Source organism: Actinomycetospora aurantiaca, from assembly GCF_037401875.1.
GTDB lineage: Bacteria > Actinomycetota > Actinomycetes > Mycobacteriales > Pseudonocardiaceae > Actinomycetospora > Actinomycetospora aurantiaca.
The window spans coordinates 180,853-199,970 of the sequence record NZ_JBBEGN010000006.1 but is presented as its reverse complement, the minus strand read 5'-3'; the positions used below and the strand labels follow the sequence as shown (position 1 = coordinate 199,970).

Genomic DNA, 19,118 nt, shown 5'->3' with positions numbered 1-19,118 from the left:
CCTAGAAGACCTTGTACGGCAGGAACTTGCCACTCCAGACGAGCTTGACGCGGTCCCCCTTCGGGTCCTCCTCGCGTTCGAAGGTCATCGAGAAGTCGATGGCCGACATGATCCCGTCGCCGAACTCCTCGCGGATCAGCTCGTGCAGCGCGCTGCCGTAGACCTGGAGCGCCTCCTGCAGGCGGTAGGTCACCGGCTCGGTCGGGTCGAGGGCGGCGTCGCCGCGCACGGGCGGGAGCGTGAGCGCGGCGACCGTGTCGTCGTCCAGGCCCAGCAGCCCGCCCACCCGCTGCGCCTGCTCGGCGTCGAGGGGCTGCTGGCCGAGCAACGCCGACGTCGTCCAGACGAGGGAGCGGTCGAGGGCGTCGGCGAGCTGCTGCCAGCTCAGCCCCTTCGCGTCCTTGGCGTACACGACCTCGCGGCCGGCGGAGAGGCGGTCGTGCTCCGGGAGGCTCATGGACGTCGACCCTGCCACGTCCGACCCCGCGGACCCGTACCGGAAACGCGACGTTCACGTGTCAGAGGCACGGCCCGGCCGACGTCGTCAGGGTCGGGCTCCACGGGCCGGTCCAGGCCCCCGAGATCGCCCGGACGCGCAGGTGCACCGTGGCCCGCAGCAGCAGGGTGCGGACGGTCACGGTCGAGGACAGCGTGCTCGTGGTGCCGCCGGTGGACGGCACCGCGAAGTCGGCCGTCGGGGCGGCCTGGAACTGGTAGGCGGCGGCCCCGGGGACCGCCGACCAGCGCAGCGTCGCCGCCGCGGCGCCGAGGCCCGTGGCCCCGCCGCTGGTGGACGTGGTCGGCGGGACGGTCGTCGTGGTGGTCGGGGCCGCGCTGCTGGTCGTGGTCGGCGCCGCCGTCGTCACGGACGGGGTGGTCGTGGTGGGCGCCGGCGGCGTGGTGGTCGTCGTCGTGGCCGCGGGCGGGGTCGTCGTGGTGGTGGTGGGGACCTGCTCCGGGAAGGACTCGACGCCCCGGCCGGCCCCGGTGAAGCCGGACGGGGTGGTCCCGCACGTCCACGCCGACGCGGTCGCGGTCGGCGTCCCGAGCGCGGTCGCCCGGGCGGTCGCGCTGCCCGGGCCGCTGCTCGTCCACGCCGCCCACGCGACCCCGCCCCCGGCCAGCAGCCCGGTGACGACGGCGAGCGCCACCAGCGCGCGCCGGGTCACGACGCGCTCACCACCGACACCGTGACCGGCACCGAGAAGGTGGCCCCCTGGCAGCCGGACTCCGACGCGGTCGACATCGCGACCGCGTTCGCCAGCGTCAGCGTGGTGCCGGCCGCCGGCGCGAGGGTGACCCCGGAGGGGCTCTGCGCCGTGAAGGAGACGCCCGTCGTCGCGCACGTCCCGACGCCCCCGCTCGCGGTGGCGGCCCCGGCCGGCGCGACCGTGGCCACCCGCACGGTGTACGGGTTCGGGTTCGTCACCGACAGCAGCGCGGTACCGGTCGCCCCGGGCGAGAGCAGCCCCGTCGTGACCGCGCTGCCCGCCACCGCCGACGTCGTCGGGGCCAGCGCCGTCCCGCCGGTCACCCCCGACGACCCCGACCCGGAGGCCAGGTAGGCGGCCACCGCGACCCCGGCCGCCGCGAGCGCGGCGGCGAGGAGGGCCAGCACGACGATCACCGACGTCCGGCCCCGACGGCCCGCGCCCCGGAGGAACCGGCGCCGGCGCCGCATCGGGCGCGGCGGGGTCTCGTCCGGGTCCGGGGACCCGGTGGCGGGCTGCACGTGTCGCACGGCAGGGGGCTCCTCGTCTCCTCGGCGCGGGGGTTCCGGCCGGGCACCGCGCGCCCGGACGAGCGCGGGACCGGCCGGGGTCCCGGTCGGAGGGGTCGGGCGGGGCTCGCGGGTGCGGCGCACGACGGGCGCCGGCCCGACCGGGTCGGTGCCCGACAGCGAGCCGGTCGCCGCGTCGAGCCCTCCGACGGCGGGGAAGGCCCCGGACGGCACCGCGAACGCGGCACCGGGCCGGGACCCGCCCCCACCCGTCGTCAAGGCGGACGGCACCGCGATCGGTGCCGTGACGTCGTCCGGGTGCGCCGGGTGGGCGGGTCGCCCGGCGCCCGCGGAGTGGCGGGGACGCCTGCCCGGCAGCGGGATCGGGCCCGTGCGCTCGACCGGGCCCCGCCCCTCCCGCTGGAGCAGCGAGTCGACCTTCACCCCGCCGCGGAGGCGAGCTGCGCGGTCAGCGGCATCGTGAACGACTGCCCCTGGCAGCTGTTGTCCGGGTTCGCGATCATGGTCGCGGTCAGCGAGTACGACCCGGTCCCGTTCGCCGCGATGGTCCCGGTCGGGTTCGTGACGGCGGGGCTGGTGACGGTGCCGGCGGGGCAGTTGCCGCTGGTCTTGTCCGAGGTGCTCGCGCTGATGCTCGTGACCTTCACCGGGTACGGGTTCGGGTTGTTGATCGTCACCGTGTAGGTCGAGGTCGAGCCCGGGAAGAGCTGCGCGCCCGGCGTGTTCGGCGTGATGGTGGAGTTCACGGCCACGCTCGACGCGGCGGCACCGGTGCCGGTCCCGGTGGAGAGGTACGCGGCGAAGGCGACGCCCGCGCCGGCGAGCACGAGCAGGATGCCGCCCAGGACGGCGAGTCGCCTGCGGTTGGCGGTCATGGGAATCGATCCCCCGAGGTCGTCGGGGACGTGACGGTCACGTCCTTGTGACGGCGACCCCGGGGTGATCGACTCGTGACGCTGCGTCACCACATGGTGTGGCGGATGTTTCAGGCGAGGTAGTCGCCCATCCGCCGGAAGTACTCGCCGGCGACGTGCTCGACGTCCTGGTCGTCCTTGACCCGCTGCAGCACCAGGCCGTGCTGGTTCCCGCGCCATGCGTCCGGGCCCGCCACGACGATCACCCCGGAGCCCTCCCGCGCGAAGACCCGTCCGTTCGTGCCGCCGCAGCGGTTGGTCGAGACGCTCGCCTCGAGCACCCGCAGGCGCCGACCCTCGTGCTCGCACCAGGCGTTGGGGTAGGGCCCGGTCTGCGCGCGGACCAGGTTGACCAGGTCGGACGCGGAGCGGTCCCAGTGGATCCGGTTGTCCGGGTCCTGGCGCCGGTGGAAGAAGCTCGCGTGCGCGGGGTCCTGGCGCAGCCACTCGTGCGGGCCGTGCTCGACGCGGTCGAGGGCGTCGATCGTCAGCGGCCCGAACAGCTCGACGGTGCGGTGGAACAGGTCCTCGGTGGTGTCGGTGGGCGTCACCGGGACGGTCCGCTGGGTGATGATGTCGCCGCGGTCGAGGTCGGCGTCCATCCAGTGCGCGGTGATGCCGACCTGCGACTCCCCGTTGATCAGCGCCCAGTTCAGCGGCGAGAACCCGGCGTACTTGGGCAGCAGCGCGTCGTGGGTGTTGACGGTGCCGCGGGTGGGGGCGGAGAACACCTCCGGGGAGATCCAGGTCCGCCAGTTGCAGGCCACCCCGATCTCGGCATCGTGCTCACCGATGGCGGCGACGAGCTCGTCGTCGACGGCCTTGTCGCGGTAGAGCACCGGGATGCCGTGCTCGCGGGCGAGGTCGGCCACCGGTTCCTGGAAGATCGCCGGTTCGTGGCCCCCGAGGCTCTCCGGGTGGCTCACGCACAGCACCACCTCGTGGCGACTCTCCAGCAGGGTCGCGAGCAGCCTCGATCCCCACTTCTGGTAGCCGAACAACACCACGCGCACGGTCGCCTCCTCGAGAGCCGGGACAGGTGAGGCTCACCTAAACAGAGATCGAGATCGTGCGGGCGGTGGTGCGACCGGGTTCTCCCGTTCCGCCCCCACCGCACCCGGCGTTCGACCAGCATCTCGCGGCGTGGCGAGCCGACGGGAACTCATCGAGTCCGAGGACTTCCAGCGCCGCCGGGGCGTCGCCGCCCTGCTGCGCGGGGACGACCTCGCGATCGAGGACGTCCCGCGCCGCCCGAACGCCGCGCTGCTCGCCGGGGTCGTGGTGGTGGTCCTGGTCGCTGCGGTGTCGGTGGCCTCGGCGTTCCTCACCGACCGGGCCCCGGACGGCTGGCGCGACGAGGGCACCGTCGTCGTCGACCGCGACACCGGGGCGCGCTACCTCGCCACGGAGGGCCTGCTCCGCCCGGCCCCCACCCTGACCGCGGCCCTGCTGGCCGGCGGGCGGCGCGGCGAGCCGGTCCTCGTCGCGCACTCCCGGGTCCTGACGATGCCGGTCGGCACCGCCCTGCCCGACGGCGGCCTGCCGCAGCTGCCGCCGGCACTGGGCGGCCCCGTGCCGCTCACCGCGTGCGCCACCGGGCCCGAGCGCGGAGCGCGGGACCAGGTCGCGGTGTACGCCGGCCCCGTGGCCGGACCGGCCACGGCCTTCACCGGGTTCCTGGCCCGGGCCACGGGCACCGCGGAGACGGTGCTGGTGGCCGGCGGGCGGACCCACCCGGTCGACCCGGGCGCGCTGGGGCTGCTGGGCTGGTCGCCGGGCGACGTCCGCGAGGTGCCCGGGCCGTGGCTCGGGCTGCTGCCCCGCGGGGGGACGCTGTCCGCGCGGGCGGCCCCCGGCCCGGTGGTGACCACCGCCGACGGCGTCCGCTACGTCCTCGACCGCGGCCGGGCCCGGCCGGTCGCCGACGAGACGACGGCCCGGCTGCTGCCCGCCCCGGTGCGCACCGTCGGGCCGGACGAGGTGCTGGGACTGCCGGCCGGACCCGTCGTCGGGATCGCGGACGTGCCCGGTAGCCCGCCGGTGGTCCCGGCGCCGGAGGACACGGTCGTGCCGTGCGTGACGCGCGGCGGCGACTCGCCGACGCTGCAGGTGTTCGGCGCCGTCGCCGCTCCCGGGCTCGCGGCGGGCCCGGAGCGGCTGCTCGCGGGCGGGGAGCGCCCGGCCCGGGTGACCTGGCACGTCCCGCCCGGCGGTGGGGCGCTGCTGGCGCCGCCGGAGTTCGACGCGGCGGCGCGGCCGGCGGGGCGCGACGTCGACGAGGGCATGGTCCTGGTCGACGGCGGGCTCGGGTTCGGGGTGCGCGACGACGAGGCGCTGCGGGCGCTCGGGTATGCGCGCGAGCAGGTCCTGCCGCTCGGGCGGGGATGGTTCGCGCTGCTCGCCGCCGGGCCGCGGCTCGAGGTCGCCGACTGACTTTCGCCAAAGCGCACCCACGGGCCCGCGCGGTCGGTCATGGTTCGGGTGTCCGCGGTACCCGACCGGGAGGGGGCCCTGATGGCGGGGCAGTACGACGTCTCGACGGCGACGATGGCGCAGTCGCAGGCGCGCATGGTGGCCGGGGTGGCCGACATCCGCTCCGAGCTCAGCGCGCTGCGCGGAAGGCTCGCAGGGCTGGAGGGGCAGTGGATGGGTGACGGGAACACGGCCTTCGCCGGCGCCCACGCCCGCTACGAGGCCGCGAACCAGAAGCTCAACGCGGCCCTCGACACGATCGCCGGCCTCGTGCAGCGCGCGCAGGGCGGTTACGAGACCAGCGACGCCGACGCGAGCGCGCGGCTGAACCAGTCCGGGGCGGGCATGGACGTCCCCGTCCCCGGCTTCTAGGGAGGAACCACCATGGCCGACCGGATCAAGGTCTCCTTCGGCGCGCTCGACACGGCGGTCGCCGACGTCAACGGCGGCGCCCAGGCGATGGAGCAGCGCATGCAGCAGCTGCGCTCGGACATCGCCCCGATGCTGTCCACCTGGGACGGCGCCGCGCGGGAGTCCTACGCCGCCGCGCAGGCGCAGTGGGACCAGGGCTGGCAGGAGCTGCAGGCGGCGCTCGCGCAGCTCGGGCAGTCGACGGCGAACGCGAACCAGGGCTACAACGACACCGAGCGGGCGGCGATGCAGTCGTTCCAGGTGTAGGTCACGGCCGGGGCGGCGGTCCCCCCGCTCAGTCCGCCGCCTCCGGCACCCACCCGATCTGCACCAGCTCCGGCGCCGCCCGCCGCGTGACGTACTGCGCGCGGCCGGGCGGCAGGTCCGCGGCCCGCACGCCGTGCAGCAGCGCGCCCTCGTCGCGCGGCCCGGAATGCAGCAGTCCCGGGCCGCCGAGCTCCCGCAGCCGGCGCAGCACCGGCTGCATCATCGCGGCCGACGCCCCGCCCGCGGACCGCGCGAGCACCACGTGCAGCCCGATGTCCCGGCCCTGCGGCAACAGGTCGAGCAGCGGCGCGAGCGGGTCCCCGCCCGGCGTGGCCACGAGGTCGTGGTCGTCGACCACGACGAGCATGGCCGGGCCCTGCCACCAGTCCCGGGCGCGCAGCCGCGCCGGCGTCACGTCGGGCCCGGGCAGGCGGGCGGTCATCTTCGCGGCCGCCGCCGGCAGGGTCTGCGCCGCCGCGGGCGCCGACCCGAGGTACACCGACAGGTGCTCGGGCGGCACCGCGTCCAGCAGGGTGCGGCGGTAGTCGACGACCAGGACGCGCAGCTCCTCGGGCGGGTGCGCGGCGCACAACGCCCGCACCACCGCGCGCAGCGTCGCGGTCCGCCCCGACCCGGCGTCGCCGAACACCAGCAGGTGCGGGTCCCGGCCGCCGAGCAGGTCGAGCGACAACGGCGTCAGGTCGCTCTCCCGCAGGCCGATCGCCCCGGGCGGCAGCTCCGCGAGCGGGACCCGGCCGGGCAGCATCCGGATCGGCGGGGCGGCAGCTCCCGGCCAGGCCGCCGCCGCGCGGTCGGCCGTCGTGGCCGCGTCCTCGGTGCGGCCGGCGTCGTCGGTGATCACGGGGAGCGCGAGCTGGGCCTTGTAGCCGGCGCCGACGAGCGCCCGGCCGGGGGTCGGCGGCACCGTGCGCGCGGCCTTGCGGTCGATCACGGAGTCCGCCGGGTCGCCGAGCCGCAGCTCGATCCGGGTGCCGAGCGCGTCGCGCAGGGCCGGGCGCATGTCCCACCAGCGTCCGGCGGTGACGACCAGGTGCAGGCCGTGTCCCAGCCCGCGGGCGGCCAGCGCGGTCAGCCGCGGCTCGAGGTCCTCGAACTCGGCGCGCAGCGCGCCCCAGTCGTCGACCAGCAGCAGCACCTCGGGCTCGCCGTCGCGTACCGCGAGGGCCGCGCCGCCCGACGCGGGCGACCCTTCCCGCCCCGCCACCAGGGACTCCATCTGCGCGACCAGCCGCCGCACCACCTCCGGGCGCTGCCGGCCCGCGACACCGCCGACGTGCGGCCACCGCTCGAGCCCGGCCAGGGTGCCGCCGCCGAGGTCGATCGCGTAGACCGCGAGCTCGGCGGGGGTGTGGGTGAGAGTGGCCGCGGTGACCAGCGTCCGCAGCGCGGTGCTCCGCCCCGTCCGCGGCGCCCCGACGATCCCGAGGTGCCCACCGGTCCCCGACAGGTCGACCACCAGCGCCTCCTGCGCCTGCCGGTCGGGCCGGTCGACGATGCCGAGCCCGATCGCGAGCCGCCCGGGCCGCGGGGCCAGCAGGCCGGTCCCGGAGGTCAGCGCCGGACGGGGCAGCACGGCCGTCAACGGCAGGGCGGCCGGCAAGGGCGGCAGCCAGACCTGGTGCACCGGCTCCGCGGCCGCCCGGAGCCGGTCCACGACGACGTCGAGCGTGGACCGCCGGGCCGGGTCGGAGAGGTCCAGCCCGAGCGCGGGCAGGTCGTCGCCGACGGCGTCCCCGCGCCCGTCGAACGCCCGGAACACCCGCGCGTGCGGGTGGCGCACCCGGCCCCGCACCGGCTCGACGTAGGGCGCGGACACCGTCGAGACCCGCAGCCGCCGGTACACGCTGGTGTCGACCTTGAGGTACGCGGATCCGGGTACCGGCGGCAGGTCGAAGGCGTCGGTGTTGCCGATGACGGTGCGGCTCTCGGCCGCCGAGAACGTGCGCAGCGCGAGCCGGAACGACAGGTGCGAGTCCAGCCCGCGCAGCCGTCCCTCCTCCAACCGCTGGGTGGCCAGGAGCAGGTGCACGCCCAGCGACCGCCCGACCCGGCCGACCTGGACGAACAGCTCGATGAAGTCCGGCTGCGCGGTCAGCAGCTCGGAGAACTCGTCGACGACCACGAGCAGGTGCGGCAGCGGGCCCACCCCGGGCCCGTCCCCACCCGCCAGGCGCAGCCGCCGGTGCTCGCGGATGCCGGTGAGGTTCCCGGCGTCCCGCAGCAGCTGCTCGCGGCGGCGCAGCTCCGAGCGCAGGGCGTCGCCGAACCGCTCCACGGTCTCCGGGTCGTCCTCGAGGTCGGTGATCGACCCCGCGACGTGCGGCAGCGCCGCCATCCCGGCGAACGTCGCGCCACCCTTGTAGTCGACCAGGACGAGGGCCAGGTCGTCGGGCGGGTGGGTGGCCGCGAGCCCCGTCACCAGGGTGCGCAGCAGCTCCGACTTGCCCGAGCCCGTCGCCCCGACCACCAGGCCGTGCGGCCCCATCCCGGACAGCGCGGCCTCCTTGAGGTCCAGCTCCACGGGCGTCCCCGCGGAGTCGACCCCGAGCGGGACCCGCAGCAGCTGCGACTCCGGCCGGCGGGCCCACGTGCGCTCCGGGTCGAGCGCGGCCACGTCGTCCACCCCGAGCAGGTCGGCCAGGCCGCTGACCTCGGCGAGGGCGGTGCGGCCCGCGCGCCGCGAGAGCCGCATCGGCGCCAGGCGCCGGGCGAGCGTCTCCGCCTCCGCGAGGCCGAGCACGTCCGGCACCAGGCCGGTGACGACAGCGAGCGGCGCGAGCTCCGCGGGCGGTGCCCCGTCGCGGTCCCGGCGCACCTCGAGGCCCGGGTGCCCGCCCACGTGGACGGTGACGTCGACCGCGGCCGGGCGGTCGAGGGCGTCCGGCACGAGGTGCAGCACGCCGACGCCGAGGCCGGGCAGCTCACCGAGCGGGTCCGGGACGGGCAGCGGCCCGTCGACGAGGACGACCAGGGCCGGCCCCGCCGGGGCACCCGCCGTCGGGACGGGTCCGCGGCGCCCGCCCCGGCGCCGGTCGAGCTCCGCGCCGAGCAGGTGGAGCAGCCCCTCGGGGTGCTCGGCGACCAGCAGCCCGGTGCCGTCGGCGCCGCCGCCGGACGGGTGCCGCGCGTGCGGCAGCCACTTCACCCAGTCCCACGCCGCGCGGGCCGCGGCGGCGTCGGGCCCGTCGGGGCAGCAGACCGCGAGCCGGACGTCGTCCGGGGCGTGCAGGGCGGCCAGCTGCGCCAGCACCGCCCGCGCGAGCGCCCGCCCGCGGACCGGGTCCCCGACGACCGCGACCGCACCGCGCAGCGGGACCCCCACCGGCACGTCGGGCACGGGCCCCAACCGGTCGACGAGGCGGGCGGCGGCCGCCTCGGTGCCGGGGTCGCGCGGCTGGTTCGGGTCGGCCTCGGGCAGGACCGGCGCCGCGACCCCGGGGATCCGCGCCCGCCCGACCCGCAGCACCAGGAAGTCGGGGTCGTCCGGGCGCCGCTCCCACAGCCGCTCCGCCCGCTCCGGCAGCCCGAGCAGCAGGGGCGGGTCGGGGTGCTGCTCCTCGGCGACGCGCCGCTGGTCGTCCGCGGCCGCCCGCAGCCGCCCGCGGACGTCGGCGAGGTGCGCGACGTAGCGCAGCCGCGCGTCCGTGCCCTGCTCCGTGGTCCGGCCCCGGGTCTGCAGGTACATCATGACGCCCATGCCGAGCGCGCCGATGACGAAGATCCCGCCCGCGAGGAAGTAGATCGGGTTCCGGTTGACGATCGCGAAGACCAGGATCCCGCCGCTGCCCAGCAGGGGGAACAGCGCGTAGGTCCACGGGGTGGGCGGTCCGCCGCCCGTCGAGGCGGGTGGTTCGACGAGCCGGACGGGCTCGGGAGTTGGGCGAACCGGCCCACCGCGCGGGGGGCGGTGGACCAGGATGTCGTTCATGGCCATGGCCCGTCAGCCCTCCCCGCCCGCGCCCCGGGACGCGCCCGAGGGCGCGTGGTGCACCGTGCGGGTCCGGGGGCCCGAGGGCGCCGTGGACGCGGCGCTGCCGGCCGGGGCGAGCGTGGCCGAGGTGGTCGACGAGCTGGCCGGTCGCCTGCTGCCGGGCGCGCCGCTCGTGCGCGGGTCCGACGGGCGGCCGTGGTACCTGCACCGCACCGGCGCCGGGCCGATGCCGCCGGGCATCTCGCTGGAGGCGGCCGGGGTCCGCGACGGGGACGTGCTGCACCTGGGTCCCTGGCCGATGCCGCGTCCCGCCCAGCCGGTCGACGACGGCCTGGTCGCGCTCGCCGAGGGCGCGGCGCGGGTGCCGCGGTGGACCGCGCGGCGGGCGGGGGTGCTGGTGACGGTGCTGCTGGTCGCGGTGGCGGCGGTGGCCTCGTCGCTGGCGCTGGCGGTGCCGGGCGGTCCGCTCGTGCCGCTGGTGCTGGCGCTGCTGCTGCTCGGGCTGGCCGCCCTGCAGCGGCGGTCCCGCCCGACGGTGCCGCTCGACGGCGGCGAGCCCGGGCCCGACCTCCCCACGCTGGGAGCGGGCCTGGCGTCGCTCACGGCGTGGACCGCCGCCGGCGTCGCCGGGGGACTGCTGGCGCGCGGCGGGTTCCCGCTCGTGGCGACGCTCGCCGGCTCCGCGCTCGCCGTCGGGGCCGCGGCGGCCTGGACGGTGGTCGGTGAGCACGGACCCTGGTGGGCGGCGGCCGGGACGGCCGGGCTCGGGGTCTCGCTGCCGTCCGCGCTGGTGGCCGGCGGGGTGCTGCCCACGGGCCGGGCGGTCGCCGTCGGGCTGACGCTGTGGCTGGTGCTCGTGCTGGCGCTGCCGTGGCTCGTCACCCGCAGCCGCACGTGGCTCGAGCCGCGCGAGGACGCCGAGCACCTGGTCGAGCACGCCGCCGCCACCCGCCGCACGGTCGACGCGGCGGCCCTCGCCGGCGGCCTGGTGGCGGCGTCGGGGCTGTGGGTCCTCGCGACCTCGTCGGGGGGCGGCATGGTCCTCGGTCTCTGTGCGGCCGTGTCGGCGACGGCGGTGCTGCGGGCGCGGCGGTCGGTGTTCGTGGTGGAGTCGGCGTCGGCGCTCGGCGCCGGGGTGGCCGGGCTGGCGGCGGTGGCGTGGTCGGTGGTGCCGGCCGGCGGCCCGGGGGGACGGGCCGTGGTGGTGGCGGTCGGGGTCGCGCTGGTCGGGGCGCTCGTCGGGCTCGGCGGGGCGCTGCGCTCGGCCGCGGTCACCGACGAGGGCGTCCTCGCGTGGTGGCGTCGGCCGCGGACCCGGCGGCTGCTGGGCCGCCTCGAGACCGTCGCCGCGGTCTCGGTGCTGCCCCTGCTGGCCGGGGTGCTGGGCGTCTACGCCGCCGCGGCGGACGCGGGCGCCCGCTTCTAACCGGGCACCGCGCCGTCGATCGTGCGGCTCGCGGCTGCGTCGGAGGTCTGGTAGTTCGCGGCGGCCGCGGTGACGTTCGCCGAGCTCGCCGACGCCGCGGCGGCCAGCTCCTGGGCCTTCGCCGCGAGCTCCGCGCCGAGCGCGCTCAGCGCCCCGGCCAGCGCGCCGCCGTTGACCCCGCCGCCCGCGGACGACGCCGCGCCGGCCGCCTGTCCGCCCGCGGCGCCCATCTGGCTCCCGGCCGCCGAGAGCTGCGCGGCCCCGCCCTGCATCGCCCCGGTGCTGGCGTCGAACGGCTGGGACATCCCCGGCTCCTCCCGTGGTCGGACGATCGACGTCGACGACGGTAGGAGGGCGGCGCGGGCCGTGGGTGCGGTTCGGGAAATCCCGGCGCGCGGAGACAACGAGGCTCGTCCGAGACCGAGTGCGACACGGCGCAGGATCCCGGGCCGCCGGACCTGCCTGGCGTCGCACTCGCCGCGCGGCCGACGTCACGCGCGGCGCACGGGCCCGACACAGGGGTTACGATGACGAGGACGGCGCCGGGCTCGTCCCTCGAGCCCGGCGCCCTCCTCTTGCGCAGCCACCTCGGGCGCCACCACAACACCCTCGCGGCCGGTCTGTGCGGAGTCTCGACGCTCGGTCGATCTCGCTGAGGTGAGCCTAGCCTAAGTGCGGCGGCGATGCGCAACCCCGGGGCGGAAAATCCTCAGCGACCCGCCCTCAGGCACCGTTCGCCCAGCTCCCGGAACGCGGCGGCGAGCTCCGCCGGCTCCTCGACCTCGAGCTCGAGGCCCAGCGCGGCGAGGATGATCGTGGCGCCCTGCAGCTCGTCCACGGAGAGGTGCACCCGGCACGTGCCGTCGTCGAGGTCCTCGAGGCGCACCTGGTCGGTCCAGATCCGGGCGCGCACCTCGTCGGCGCCCGCCTGCACCCGGACCCGGCAGCGCACCGGCCGCACGTCGCGGACCTTCGACGAGACGTACTCGGCCGGGTCGCCGCCGGGCACCTCGCGCGGGGTGAAGCGCGGGCCGGTGGCGAGGCCGTCCGGGGCGACGCGCGGGACGACCCGGTCGAGGCGCAGGGTGCGCCAGTCGTCGCGGCCGAGGTCGTAGGCGAGCAGGTACCAGCGCCGACCCCACGAGACGAGGTGGTGCGGCTCGACCCGGCGGCGGGACGCGGTCCCGTCGAAGGCGGTGTAGTCCAGCTCGAGGACGCGGCGGTCGCGGCACGCGGCCCCGACCGCGACCAGCGTGCCCGGATCGACCGACGGTGTCGCGCGCACGGGCGCGACCGTGGACACCCCGACCGCGGCGATCCGCCGACGCAACCGCTCCGGGAGGATCCGTTCCAGCTTGACCAGCGCGGCGACCGCGGTCTCACCCAGACCGGCGATCCCGACTCCGCCCGAGCCCGCCGCCGTCTGCAGGCTCACCGCGACCGCGACGGCCTCATCGTCGTCGAGCAGGAGCGGCGGCAGGGCGGCCCCGGCCCCGAGGCGGTAGCCGCCGGTCGGGCCGAGGTCGACCTCGACGGGGTAGTCCAGGGAGCGGAGCTTGTCGACGTCGCGGCGCACGGTGCGGACCGAGATGCCGAGCCGCTCCGCGATCTCCGGGCCGGACCACTCGGGTCGGCTCTGGAGCAGCGAGAGCAGGCGCAGCAGGCGGGCGGACGTCTCGAGCACCCGCGCAGTGTGGAGGACGTGGCGGTCAGGAATCGACCGGGTCGGTGACGGCGGGGGGACCGTCCGGGGCCGTACGATCAGTGCTGATGGCCGCGCCGAAGACCCCACCCACGCCCCGCTACCGCTTCGAGCGCGACACGCGCTACCTCGTCACCGTGACCGGTGACGACGGCGAGCGCTCCGACCACCGCCTCGAGGCCTACCAGGGCTGGCTGGCGGGCCCGGACGGGATCCGGCACCGCTTCGGCGCCGTGCGGCGCGGTCGCACCGAGATCCGCGACGACCGCATCGCCGCGACGGTCGGTCCGCTGGCGCGCTGAGCACGCCGGACCCGCCGTCAGGAAGCACGTCCGGACCCTGCCCGGTCGGACGTGCTCCCACGCCGCGGGGTGGCCCCGCGGAGACCTGCCCCTCCCACCCGTCGCCGGCCCGAGGGTCCGACGCCGCCGCCTCCGACTCGGCGGGTCGTCCCGGTGTGCCTGCGCGGGCGTGCGGGAGTCAGCTGACGAGGCCGCAGCGGAAGCCCTGGGCCACCGCCTGCGCGCGGTCCGAGGCGGACAGCTTGCGGAAGAGCCGGCGTGCGTGGGTCTTCACGGTGTCCTCGGACAGGTAGAGCTCGCGGCCGATCTGACCGTTGCTCTTGCCCTGGCTCATCCCGCGGAGCACCTGCATCTCGCGCTCGGTGAGGTTGATGCCGGCACCCGGCTCCGAGGACTGGCGCTGCGCGGGGAAGACGTCGCCCATCGTGGTCGAGGCGAGCGCGGCGACGAGCTCGGGCCGCGAGGCGTCCCAGCGCAGGTAGCCGCGGGCCCCGCCGGCGATCGCGGCGGCGATGCTGCCCGCATCGTCCGGCGCGCCGAAGACGATGACGTTCGCCTGGTGGTGGGCCGCGACGAGCCGGCGCGTGGCCTCGGCCCCCGAGCTGACCGCGCGCTGCGTGCCGACGAAGACCACGTCGACGGGCTGGCGGGCGTACCTCGCGAGCAGGTCCTCCGGGGTGGCGACGCAGTCGATGCGCTGCACCCCCGGCACGGCCGACATGACACGGGTCAGGCCCTCGCGGACACTGCGCCGGTCGTCGCAGATCAGAACCGTCCTCATACAGACTCCAGTCCCAGGTAGTTCCTCGTACGGCGGACCGCCCACGGTGGGCGCTGTCCTTCCATCGGCGTCCCCGCCCGGGACCTTGACCCTCGAATCACACCCCTGTTGTTATCGCTGCGTGATCGTCTGGAGTGTCCGTGTCGCAGAATCGTGAAGCGCAAGAGCCGCGTCGGGTGCTCCTGCTCCACGGCCCCAACCTGGACCTGCTGGGCCGGCGCGAGCCCGACGTCTACGGCACCGAGACCCTCGCCGACGTGGACCGGCGGGCCCGGGAGCTGGGCGTCGAGCTGGGGCTGGAGGTCGACGCCCGGCAGAGCAACCACGAGGGCGTCCTCATCGACGCGATCCACGAGGCCATGACCGACTTCGGCGCCGTCGTCATCAACCCCGGCGCGTACACGCACACCTCGGTGGCGATCCGCGACGCCCTGGCGGCGATCCCGGGCACCGTCGTCGAGGTGCACATCTCGAACGTGCACGCCCGCGAGGAGTTCCGGCACCATTCCTACGTCTCGCCGGTCGCCACGGCGGTGATCGCCGGAGCGGGGACACTCGGCTACGACCTCGCGCTGCGGTTCGTCGCTACGCGGATCTGAGCGCGTCCAGCTCCGCGGCCAGCAGGTCCGGGAACTGCAGTGGGACGAAGTGCGTCCCCGGCACCCGCACGAGCCGGGCCCCGGGGACGGCGTCCGCGAGCGCGACCATGTCCTCGACCGGGGCCATCGTGTCGAACTCGCCGGCCACCACGGTCGTGGGCACGCGGATCCCCGACACGTCGATCGCGGGCTCCCGGCCGGCCGCGAGGACCATCCGGGAGAACCACGTCCAGTCGTGGTGGGAGAACTCCCGGGCCACCTCGGCGAGGGTCTGCAGGGGCGGCGGGACGAAGACGCCGACCGGCGCCGCCGCCCCGGCGTCGAGGCTGCGCGGCAGCAGCGAGATCAGGCCCGCCACCGGGGGGCCCACCAGGCGCAGCGACCAGGCGCTCGCCGTCGAGATCCCGCGGGAGACGACGCCGGGCATCCACGAGGGCCCGCCGCGGAAGCCGCCGCCCGCGACCCCGCCCAGCACCAGCAGCGAGGAGACCCGTTCCGGGGCCCGCCGCGCGGCCTCGAACGCCACCGCCACCCCGACCGACCAGCCGACCACCGCGGCCGAGGCGATCCCCGCCGCGTCCATCACCGCGAACAGGTCGTCGACGTGGTCGCCGATCGTGATCCGGTCCGGGTCCGCGGGCCGCTCCGAGCCCCCCAGCCCGCGGTGGTGCCAGGTGACGGCGCGCGGCGCGTCCGACGACGGACGGCCGTCGCCCCCCAGCCACGGCCACGCCGCCGGCGACGCCCCGAGCCCGTTCGAGATCACCACGTCCGGCGCCGGACGACCGGTGCAGCCGTTGTCCCACCAGCGGATGCGGGTGCCGTCGGCGGAGACGACGTCGTCGAGGTGGGGCATCGCCGGGAACCCTAGGAGGCGCGCGCCCGGATCTCCTCCCGGGACAGGTAGGAGCGCGTGCCCTCGAACTCGTCGACGGTCGCCCGCCGGTCGGACAGGAAGCCGATCCGGATGAAGTCGTCCCCGCCGAACAGGTGCAGGATCCAGTTGGCGACGACCCGGGCGCGCGTGCGCATCAGCGGCAGCGCGAACAGGTGGTAGCCGCGCGTGACCAGCTGGGCGGGCGCGCCCTTGAGCTCCAGGTTGAGCGGGTGCGCCACGGCCTGGGTGCCGCCGAGGTCGACGACCAGCCCGAGGTCGTGGTGCTTGTACTGCCGCAGCGGCTCCCCGCGCAGGGAGGCCACGACGTTGTCGGCCGCCGTGGTCGCCATCCGCGTCGCGTGCTGGGCGGTCGGCGGGCAGATCGCGTCCGCGTCCTCCTGGGTGAGGTCGGGCACCGCGGCGCAGTCGCCGAGCGCGAACACCCCGGGGTGGCCCTCGACCTGCAGGTCCGCGCCGACCTTCACCCGACCCCGGACGAGCTCGACGCCGAGGTTCTTCACCAGCGGGCTCGACGTGACCCCCGCGGTCCACACCAGCGTGCGGCAGGCGATGGTCTCGCCGTCGGAGAGGGTGACGGACTCGTCGGTGACGTCGGAGACCCCGGTCTCCAGCCGGATCTCCACCCCTCGGCGTCGCAGGAGGTCCAGCGCCTGCTCGCCGAGCCGCTTGCCGAGCTCGGGCATGAGGCGCGGCGCGATGTCCACCAGCGTCCAGCGCACCATGCCGGGGTCCAGGCGCGGGAAGCGCTTGAGGGCGGACTCGGTGAGCAGCTGCAGGCACGCCGCGGTCTCCGTGCCCGCGTAGCCGCCGCCGACCACTACGAAGCGGCACCGGGCCGCGCGCTCGGCGTCGTCGGTCGCGGCGTTGGCCAGCTCGAGCTGGGAGATCACGTGGTCGCGCAGGTAGGCGGCCTGCGCGAGGTTCTTCATCCCCAGCGCGTGCTCCTCGAGCCCGGGGATGTCGAACTGGCGGGTGACGCTGCCGGGGGCCAGGACGATCCGGTCGAACGGCAGGTCCACCTCCTCCCCGGAGATCTTGTGGACCACGCAGGTCCTCCGCTCCAGGTCGACCCCGACGACGGTGCCCGGGAGCCGGTGGGCGCGCCGGACGGCCCGCGGCAGCGGCACGGTCACCGACTGCGCCGTGATCACCCCGGCGGCGACCTGCGGCAGCAGCGGCAGGTAGAGCATGTAGTCGTTCGGCGCCACCAGGACGACCTCGACCGACCCGTCGGCGATCTCGGCGCGGAGCACCTTCTCGAGACGTTTGACCGTCTCCAGACCGGCGAACCCCGCTCCGACGACCACGATCCGCTCTGCCATCTCGTCCCTCTCCAGCGCGTTGCGTCACGCCGGCAGCGGTGCTCGACGTCCCTTGCCGCGCAAGATGCCCCCGCACGCCCGGGATGACACCCTTCGCCCCCGTGACCGCCGTCCTCTTCACCGGGTTCCCCGGCTTCCTGGGCTCCGCCCTGCTCCCCCGCACCCTGCGGCGCGACCCGGATGCCCGCGCGGTCGCGCTGGTGCAGCAGCGCTGGCTGGGCACCGCCCGCGAGGCGCTGGCGGACCTCGAGCGCTCCGACCCGTCGATCGCGGGCCGGACCGACCTCGTGGTCGGGGACATCACGACGGCGGGTCTGGGCCTCGACCCCGCGGTCATCGACCGGCTGCTCGGCGAGCAGCTGGAGATCTTCCACCTGGCCGCGGTCTACGACCTCTCGGTGGCCCCGGAGATCGCGTGGCGGGTCAACGTCGACGGCACCCGCCACGTCGTGGACCTCGCGCGGCGCGCGGCCGGCGCCGGAGGCCTGCGCCGCCTGCAGTACGTGTCCACCTGCTACGTCTCCGGGCGCTACGACGGCGTGTTCTACGAGGACGACCTCGAACTCGGCCAGCCGTTCGCGAACCACTACGACCACACCAAGCACGAGGCCGAGCGCGTCGTCGCGAAGGCCCGCGACGCCGGGCTGCCGGTGACGATCTACCGGCCGTCGGTGGTGGTCGGGGACTCGGTGACCGGGCGCACGCAGAAGTTCGACGGCCCGTACTACGTGCTGCAGCTGCTCCTGCGCCAGGGCTCGACGGCGCTGATGCCGCTGCCGCACGGGGCCGACCGGGTGGCCTTCAACCTGGTCCCCTCGGACTTCGTCGTGGACGGGATCGCCGCCCTGGCCGGCCACGAGGCCGCGATCGGGCGGACGGTGGCCCTGGCGCAGCCGGACCCGCCGACGGTGCTCGAGATGAGCGAGGCGTTCGCCGCGCAGGGTGGGCGGCGGCTGCGGCCGGTCCCCATGCCGACGTCGCTGGCGGCCTTCGGCATCGACCACGTCCCCGGCGTCGGCCGCCTGTTCAAGGTCCCGTCGTCGACGCTGGAGTACCTCACCCACCCCACGCTCTACGACACCGCGGCCACCACCGCGCTGCTCGCCGAGGTCGGGGTGTCGTGCCCGCGCTTCGCCGACCACGTGGGCCCGATGGTGGAGTTCTTCCGCTCCCACCCGGAGGTGGGCAGCGCCGCGATGGTGTGACCCACCGCTACCCTGGAGGCGTGCGCATCGCGCTCATCGACTCCGGCCTCGGCATGCTCCCGACGGCGGGCTGGCTGCGGCACCTGCGCCCCGACGCGCACCTGGACCTGCTGATGGACCCGGACGGCATGCCGTGGGGCGCCCGGCCCGGGGAGTGGATCGTCGAGCGGGTCCTGGCCGCCGCCCGGCTGGCCCTCACCCGCGGCGCCGACGCGGTCGTGGTGCCGTGCAACACCGCGAGCGTCAACGCCCTCGTGCCGCTGCGGGCCGAGCTCGAGCCGGCCCGGCCCGTCGTCGGGACCGTGCCCGCCATCAAGCCCGCCGCGGCGTCCGGTGCCCCCTTCGGCGTGTGGGCGACCGAGGCCACCAGCGCGAGCGCCTACCAGGCCGACCTGGTGTCGCTGTTCGCCGCACCCGGGCAGGCGACGCCGGTGCCGTGCCCGGGCCTGGCGCGGGCCGTCGAGACCGCCGACCCGGCCGCGATCACGGCCGCGGTCGACGCCGCCGCGGCCCGGACACCGGAGGACGTGGGCGGGATCGTCCTGGGCTGCACCCACTACCCCATGGTCTCCGACGAGATCGCCGCGGCGCTGCCCGGTGTCCGGCTCTACGACAGCGCCGGGGCGGTCGCGGGTCAGACCCTGCGCCGCCTCGGGCTGGACCCCGCCCCCGGCGCCGAGCCCGCCCCGGTCTCGGTGGTGCTCTCCGGCGACGAGGGCCCGCTGCCCGCGCCCGCCCGGACCTACCCGGTCGGCGCGGCCCTCGCCGCCGGCGGCCGGATCGAGGCGGCGGTCCTCCCGCCGGCCATCAGAGATCCTGTTGATGTGAGCCGCGCGTCGATCGCTGGTGCCCGGCCGCTGTCCGGTCGTTGAATACCGGACATGCTGACCGCGTCCACCACCACCCGCACGGACGACGCCGGGTTCGCCGAGACCGAGGAGCGCCTCGTCGCCCGCTGGACCGCCGAGGGCGTCTCGCCCGACACGGTGCGCGGGGCCGTCGCGGAGGCCCGCGACCGGCTCTCCGGGGCCCGCGTCCGGTCGTTCCTGCCGATCCTCGTGGAGCGCTCGGTGCGCCTGCGCATCACCGGCACCGCCTGAGCGCACCCGGCGTTCACCGCGCGTCC

Annotated in this window: 20 protein-coding genes; 9 read left to right on the top strand and 11 right to left on the bottom strand. The window is 76.5% G+C overall.

Annotation, left to right across the window (positions count from 1 at the left end; all coding sequences use genetic code 11):
• Position 1 precedes the first annotated feature (1 nt).
• The 5 genes from cynS to WCD74_RS14750 all read right to left on the bottom strand — a co-directional run bounded on the left by cynS (position 2) and on the right by WCD74_RS14750 (position 3,668).
• Complete coding sequence (gene cynS / locus WCD74_RS14770; RefSeq protein ID WP_337695614.1) at positions 2-457, bottom strand: cyanase; 456 nt, start codon at positions 455-457, stop codon at positions 2-4.
• 61 nt (positions 458-518) lie between these two features.
• A complete protein-coding gene (locus tag WCD74_RS14765) occupies positions 519-1,169 on the bottom strand; it encodes a hypothetical protein (protein WP_337695613.1) in 651 nt (216 codons plus the stop codon).
• The gene (locus WCD74_RS14760; protein WP_337695612.1) at positions 1,166-2,164 is read right to left on the bottom strand and encodes a hypothetical protein; all 999 of its coding nucleotides are present in this window, start codon (positions 2,162-2,164) and stop codon (positions 1,166-1,168) included. The genes WCD74_RS14765 and WCD74_RS14760 overlap by 4 nt, the downstream gene beginning before the upstream one ends.
• Positions 2,161-2,616 carry a hypothetical protein gene (locus tag WCD74_RS14755; protein WP_337695611.1) on the bottom strand — a complete coding sequence of 152 codons (456 nt, stop codon included), beginning with the start codon at positions 2,614-2,616 and terminating at the stop codon, positions 2,161-2,163. Before WCD74_RS14755 ends, WCD74_RS14760 begins: the two co-directional genes overlap by 4 nt.
• Positions 2,617-2,726: 110 nt before the next feature.
• The gene (locus WCD74_RS14750) at positions 2,727-3,668 is read right to left on the bottom strand and encodes a methionyl-tRNA formyltransferase (protein ID WP_337695610.1); all 942 of its coding nucleotides are present in this window, start codon (positions 3,666-3,668) and stop codon (positions 2,727-2,729) included.
• Positions 3,669-3,798: 130 nt separating this feature from the next.
• Between WCD74_RS14750 and WCD74_RS14745 the strand changes: the two genes are divergently transcribed.
• From WCD74_RS14745 to WCD74_RS14735, 3 genes are read left to right on the top strand one after another with little or no spacing between them, the layout of a single operon-like run.
• A complete protein-coding gene (locus WCD74_RS14745) occupies positions 3,799-5,088 on the top strand; it encodes a type VII secretion protein EccB (RefSeq protein WP_337695609.1) in 1,290 nt (429 codons plus the stop codon).
• Positions 5,089-5,136: 48 nt separating this feature from the next.
• Complete coding sequence (locus tag WCD74_RS14740; protein WP_337695608.1) at positions 5,137-5,499, top strand: WXG100 family type VII secretion target; 363 nt, start codon at positions 5,137-5,139, stop codon at positions 5,497-5,499.
• Positions 5,500-5,511: 12 nt separating this feature from the next.
• Positions 5,512-5,805: a WXG100 family type VII secretion target gene (locus WCD74_RS14735; protein WP_337695607.1), complete on the top strand. Its 294-nt coding sequence runs from the start codon at positions 5,512-5,514 to the stop codon at positions 5,803-5,805.
• A 28-nt stretch (positions 5,806-5,833) separates the two neighbouring features.
• Here WCD74_RS14735 and eccCa read toward each other — a convergent pair whose 3' ends face one another.
• Entirely contained in the window at positions 5,834-9,760 is a 3,927-nt protein-coding gene (gene eccCa, locus WCD74_RS14730) for a type VII secretion protein EccCa (protein WP_337695606.1), read from the bottom strand.
• Between eccCa and WCD74_RS14725 the strand changes: the two genes are divergently transcribed.
• Complete coding sequence (locus WCD74_RS14725; RefSeq protein WP_337695605.1) at positions 9,753-11,183, top strand: EsaB/YukD family protein; 1,431 nt, start codon at positions 9,753-9,755, stop codon at positions 11,181-11,183. The two genes, eccCa and WCD74_RS14725, sit on opposite strands and share 8 nt — an antisense overlap.
• On the opposite strand, the gene WCD74_RS14720 is transcribed toward WCD74_RS14725, so the two are convergent.
• Positions 11,180-11,488, bottom strand: coding sequence for a hypothetical protein (locus WCD74_RS14720; protein ID WP_337695604.1), 309 nt, complete (start codon positions 11,486-11,488; stop codon positions 11,180-11,182). The genes WCD74_RS14725 and WCD74_RS14720 overlap by 4 nt on opposite strands.
• 404 nt (positions 11,489-11,892) lie before the next feature.
• Positions 11,893-12,867, bottom strand: a complete 975-nt coding sequence (locus WCD74_RS14715; protein ID WP_337695603.1) for a helix-turn-helix transcriptional regulator — start codon at positions 12,865-12,867, stop codon at positions 11,893-11,895.
• An 86-nt stretch (positions 12,868-12,953) separates the two neighbouring features.
• Between WCD74_RS14715 and WCD74_RS14710 the strand changes: the two genes are divergently transcribed.
• Positions 12,954-13,187 carry a hypothetical protein gene (locus WCD74_RS14710; RefSeq protein WP_337695602.1) on the top strand — a complete coding sequence of 78 codons (234 nt, stop codon included), beginning with the start codon at positions 12,954-12,956 and terminating at the stop codon, positions 13,185-13,187.
• A 178-nt stretch (positions 13,188-13,365) separates the two neighbouring features.
• Here the strand turns inward: WCD74_RS14710 and WCD74_RS14705 are convergent, their stop codons facing one another.
• Positions 13,366-13,968: a response regulator transcription factor gene (locus WCD74_RS14705; RefSeq protein ID WP_286051912.1), complete on the bottom strand. Its 603-nt coding sequence runs from the start codon at positions 13,966-13,968 to the stop codon at positions 13,366-13,368.
• 176 nt (positions 13,969-14,144) lie between these two features.
• On the opposite strand from WCD74_RS14705, the gene aroQ reads away from it, so the two are divergent.
• Positions 14,145-14,567: a type II 3-dehydroquinate dehydratase gene (gene aroQ / locus WCD74_RS14700; protein WP_337695601.1), complete on the top strand. Its 423-nt coding sequence runs from the start codon at positions 14,145-14,147 to the stop codon at positions 14,565-14,567.
• On the opposite strand, the gene WCD74_RS14695 is transcribed toward aroQ, so the two are convergent.
• Both WCD74_RS14695 and WCD74_RS14690 read right to left on the bottom strand, forming a co-directional pair.
• Positions 14,554-15,423 (bottom strand): alpha/beta fold hydrolase, encoded by an 870-nt coding sequence (locus WCD74_RS14695; protein WP_337695600.1) that lies wholly within the window; start codon positions 15,421-15,423, stop codon positions 14,554-14,556. The two genes, aroQ and WCD74_RS14695, sit on opposite strands and share 14 nt — an antisense overlap.
• 11 nt (positions 15,424-15,434) lie before the next feature.
• A complete protein-coding gene (locus WCD74_RS14690; protein WP_337695599.1) occupies positions 15,435-16,787 on the bottom strand; it encodes an NAD(P)/FAD-dependent oxidoreductase in 1,353 nt (450 codons plus the stop codon).
• Positions 16,788-16,888: 101 nt separating this feature from the next.
• Between WCD74_RS14690 and WCD74_RS14685 the strand changes: the two genes are divergently transcribed.
• Genes WCD74_RS14685 through WCD74_RS14675 form a run of 3 tightly spaced genes read left to right on the top strand, consistent with a single transcriptional unit; the run spans position 16,889 to position 19,092 of the window.
• A complete protein-coding gene (locus WCD74_RS14685) occupies positions 16,889-17,992 on the top strand; it encodes an SDR family oxidoreductase (protein ID WP_337695598.1) in 1,104 nt (367 codons plus the stop codon).
• A gap of 20 nt (positions 17,993-18,012) precedes the next feature.
• Positions 18,013-18,864: a glutamate racemase gene (locus tag WCD74_RS14680; RefSeq protein WP_337695597.1), complete on the top strand. Its 852-nt coding sequence runs from the start codon at positions 18,013-18,015 to the stop codon at positions 18,862-18,864.
• 9 nt (positions 18,865-18,873) lie between these two features.
• On the top strand, positions 18,874-19,092 hold the full coding sequence (locus WCD74_RS14675) for a three-helix bundle dimerization domain-containing protein (protein WP_337695596.1): 219 nt from the start codon (positions 18,874-18,876) through the stop codon (positions 19,090-19,092).
• Positions 19,093-19,118: the final 26 nt, after the last annotated feature.

Bases quoted from the DNA above. Each gene is read 5' to 3' on its own strand.
- cynS (WP_337695614.1), bottom strand. From the start codon at position 457: ATGAGCCTCCCGGAGCACGACCGCCTCTCCGCCGGCCGCGAGGTCGTG.
- WCD74_RS14675 (WP_337695596.1), top strand. From the start codon at position 18,874: ATGCTGACCGCGTCCACCACCACCCGCACGGACGACGCCGGGTTCGCC.
- WCD74_RS14735 (WP_337695607.1), top strand. From the start codon at position 5,512: ATGGCCGACCGGATCAAGGTCTCCTTCGGCGCGCTCGACACGGCGGTC.
- WCD74_RS14720 (WP_337695604.1), bottom strand. From the start codon at position 11,488: ATGTCCCAGCCGTTCGACGCCAGCACCGGGGCGATGCAGGGCGGGGCC.
- eccCa (WP_337695606.1), bottom strand. From the start codon at position 9,760: ATGGCCATGAACGACATCCTGGTCCACCGCCCCCCGCGCGGTGGGCCG.
- WCD74_RS14695 (WP_337695600.1), bottom strand. From the start codon at position 15,423: ATGCCCCACCTCGACGACGTCGTCTCCGCCGACGGCACCCGCATCCGC.
- WCD74_RS14710 (WP_337695602.1), top strand. From the start codon at position 12,954: ATGGCCGCGCCGAAGACCCCACCCACGCCCCGCTACCGCTTCGAGCGC.
- WCD74_RS14705 (WP_286051912.1), bottom strand. From the start codon at position 13,968: ATGAGGACGGTTCTGATCTGCGACGACCGGCGCAGTGTCCGCGAGGGC.
- WCD74_RS14725 (WP_337695605.1), top strand. From the start codon at position 9,753: ATGGCCATGGCCCGTCAGCCCTCCCCGCCCGCGCCCCGGGACGCGCCC.
- WCD74_RS14755 (WP_337695611.1), bottom strand. From the start codon at position 2,616: ATGACCGCCAACCGCAGGCGACTCGCCGTCCTGGGCGGCATCCTGCTC.
- WCD74_RS14690 (WP_337695599.1), bottom strand. From the start codon at position 16,787: ATGGCAGAGCGGATCGTGGTCGTCGGAGCGGGGTTCGCCGGTCTGGAG.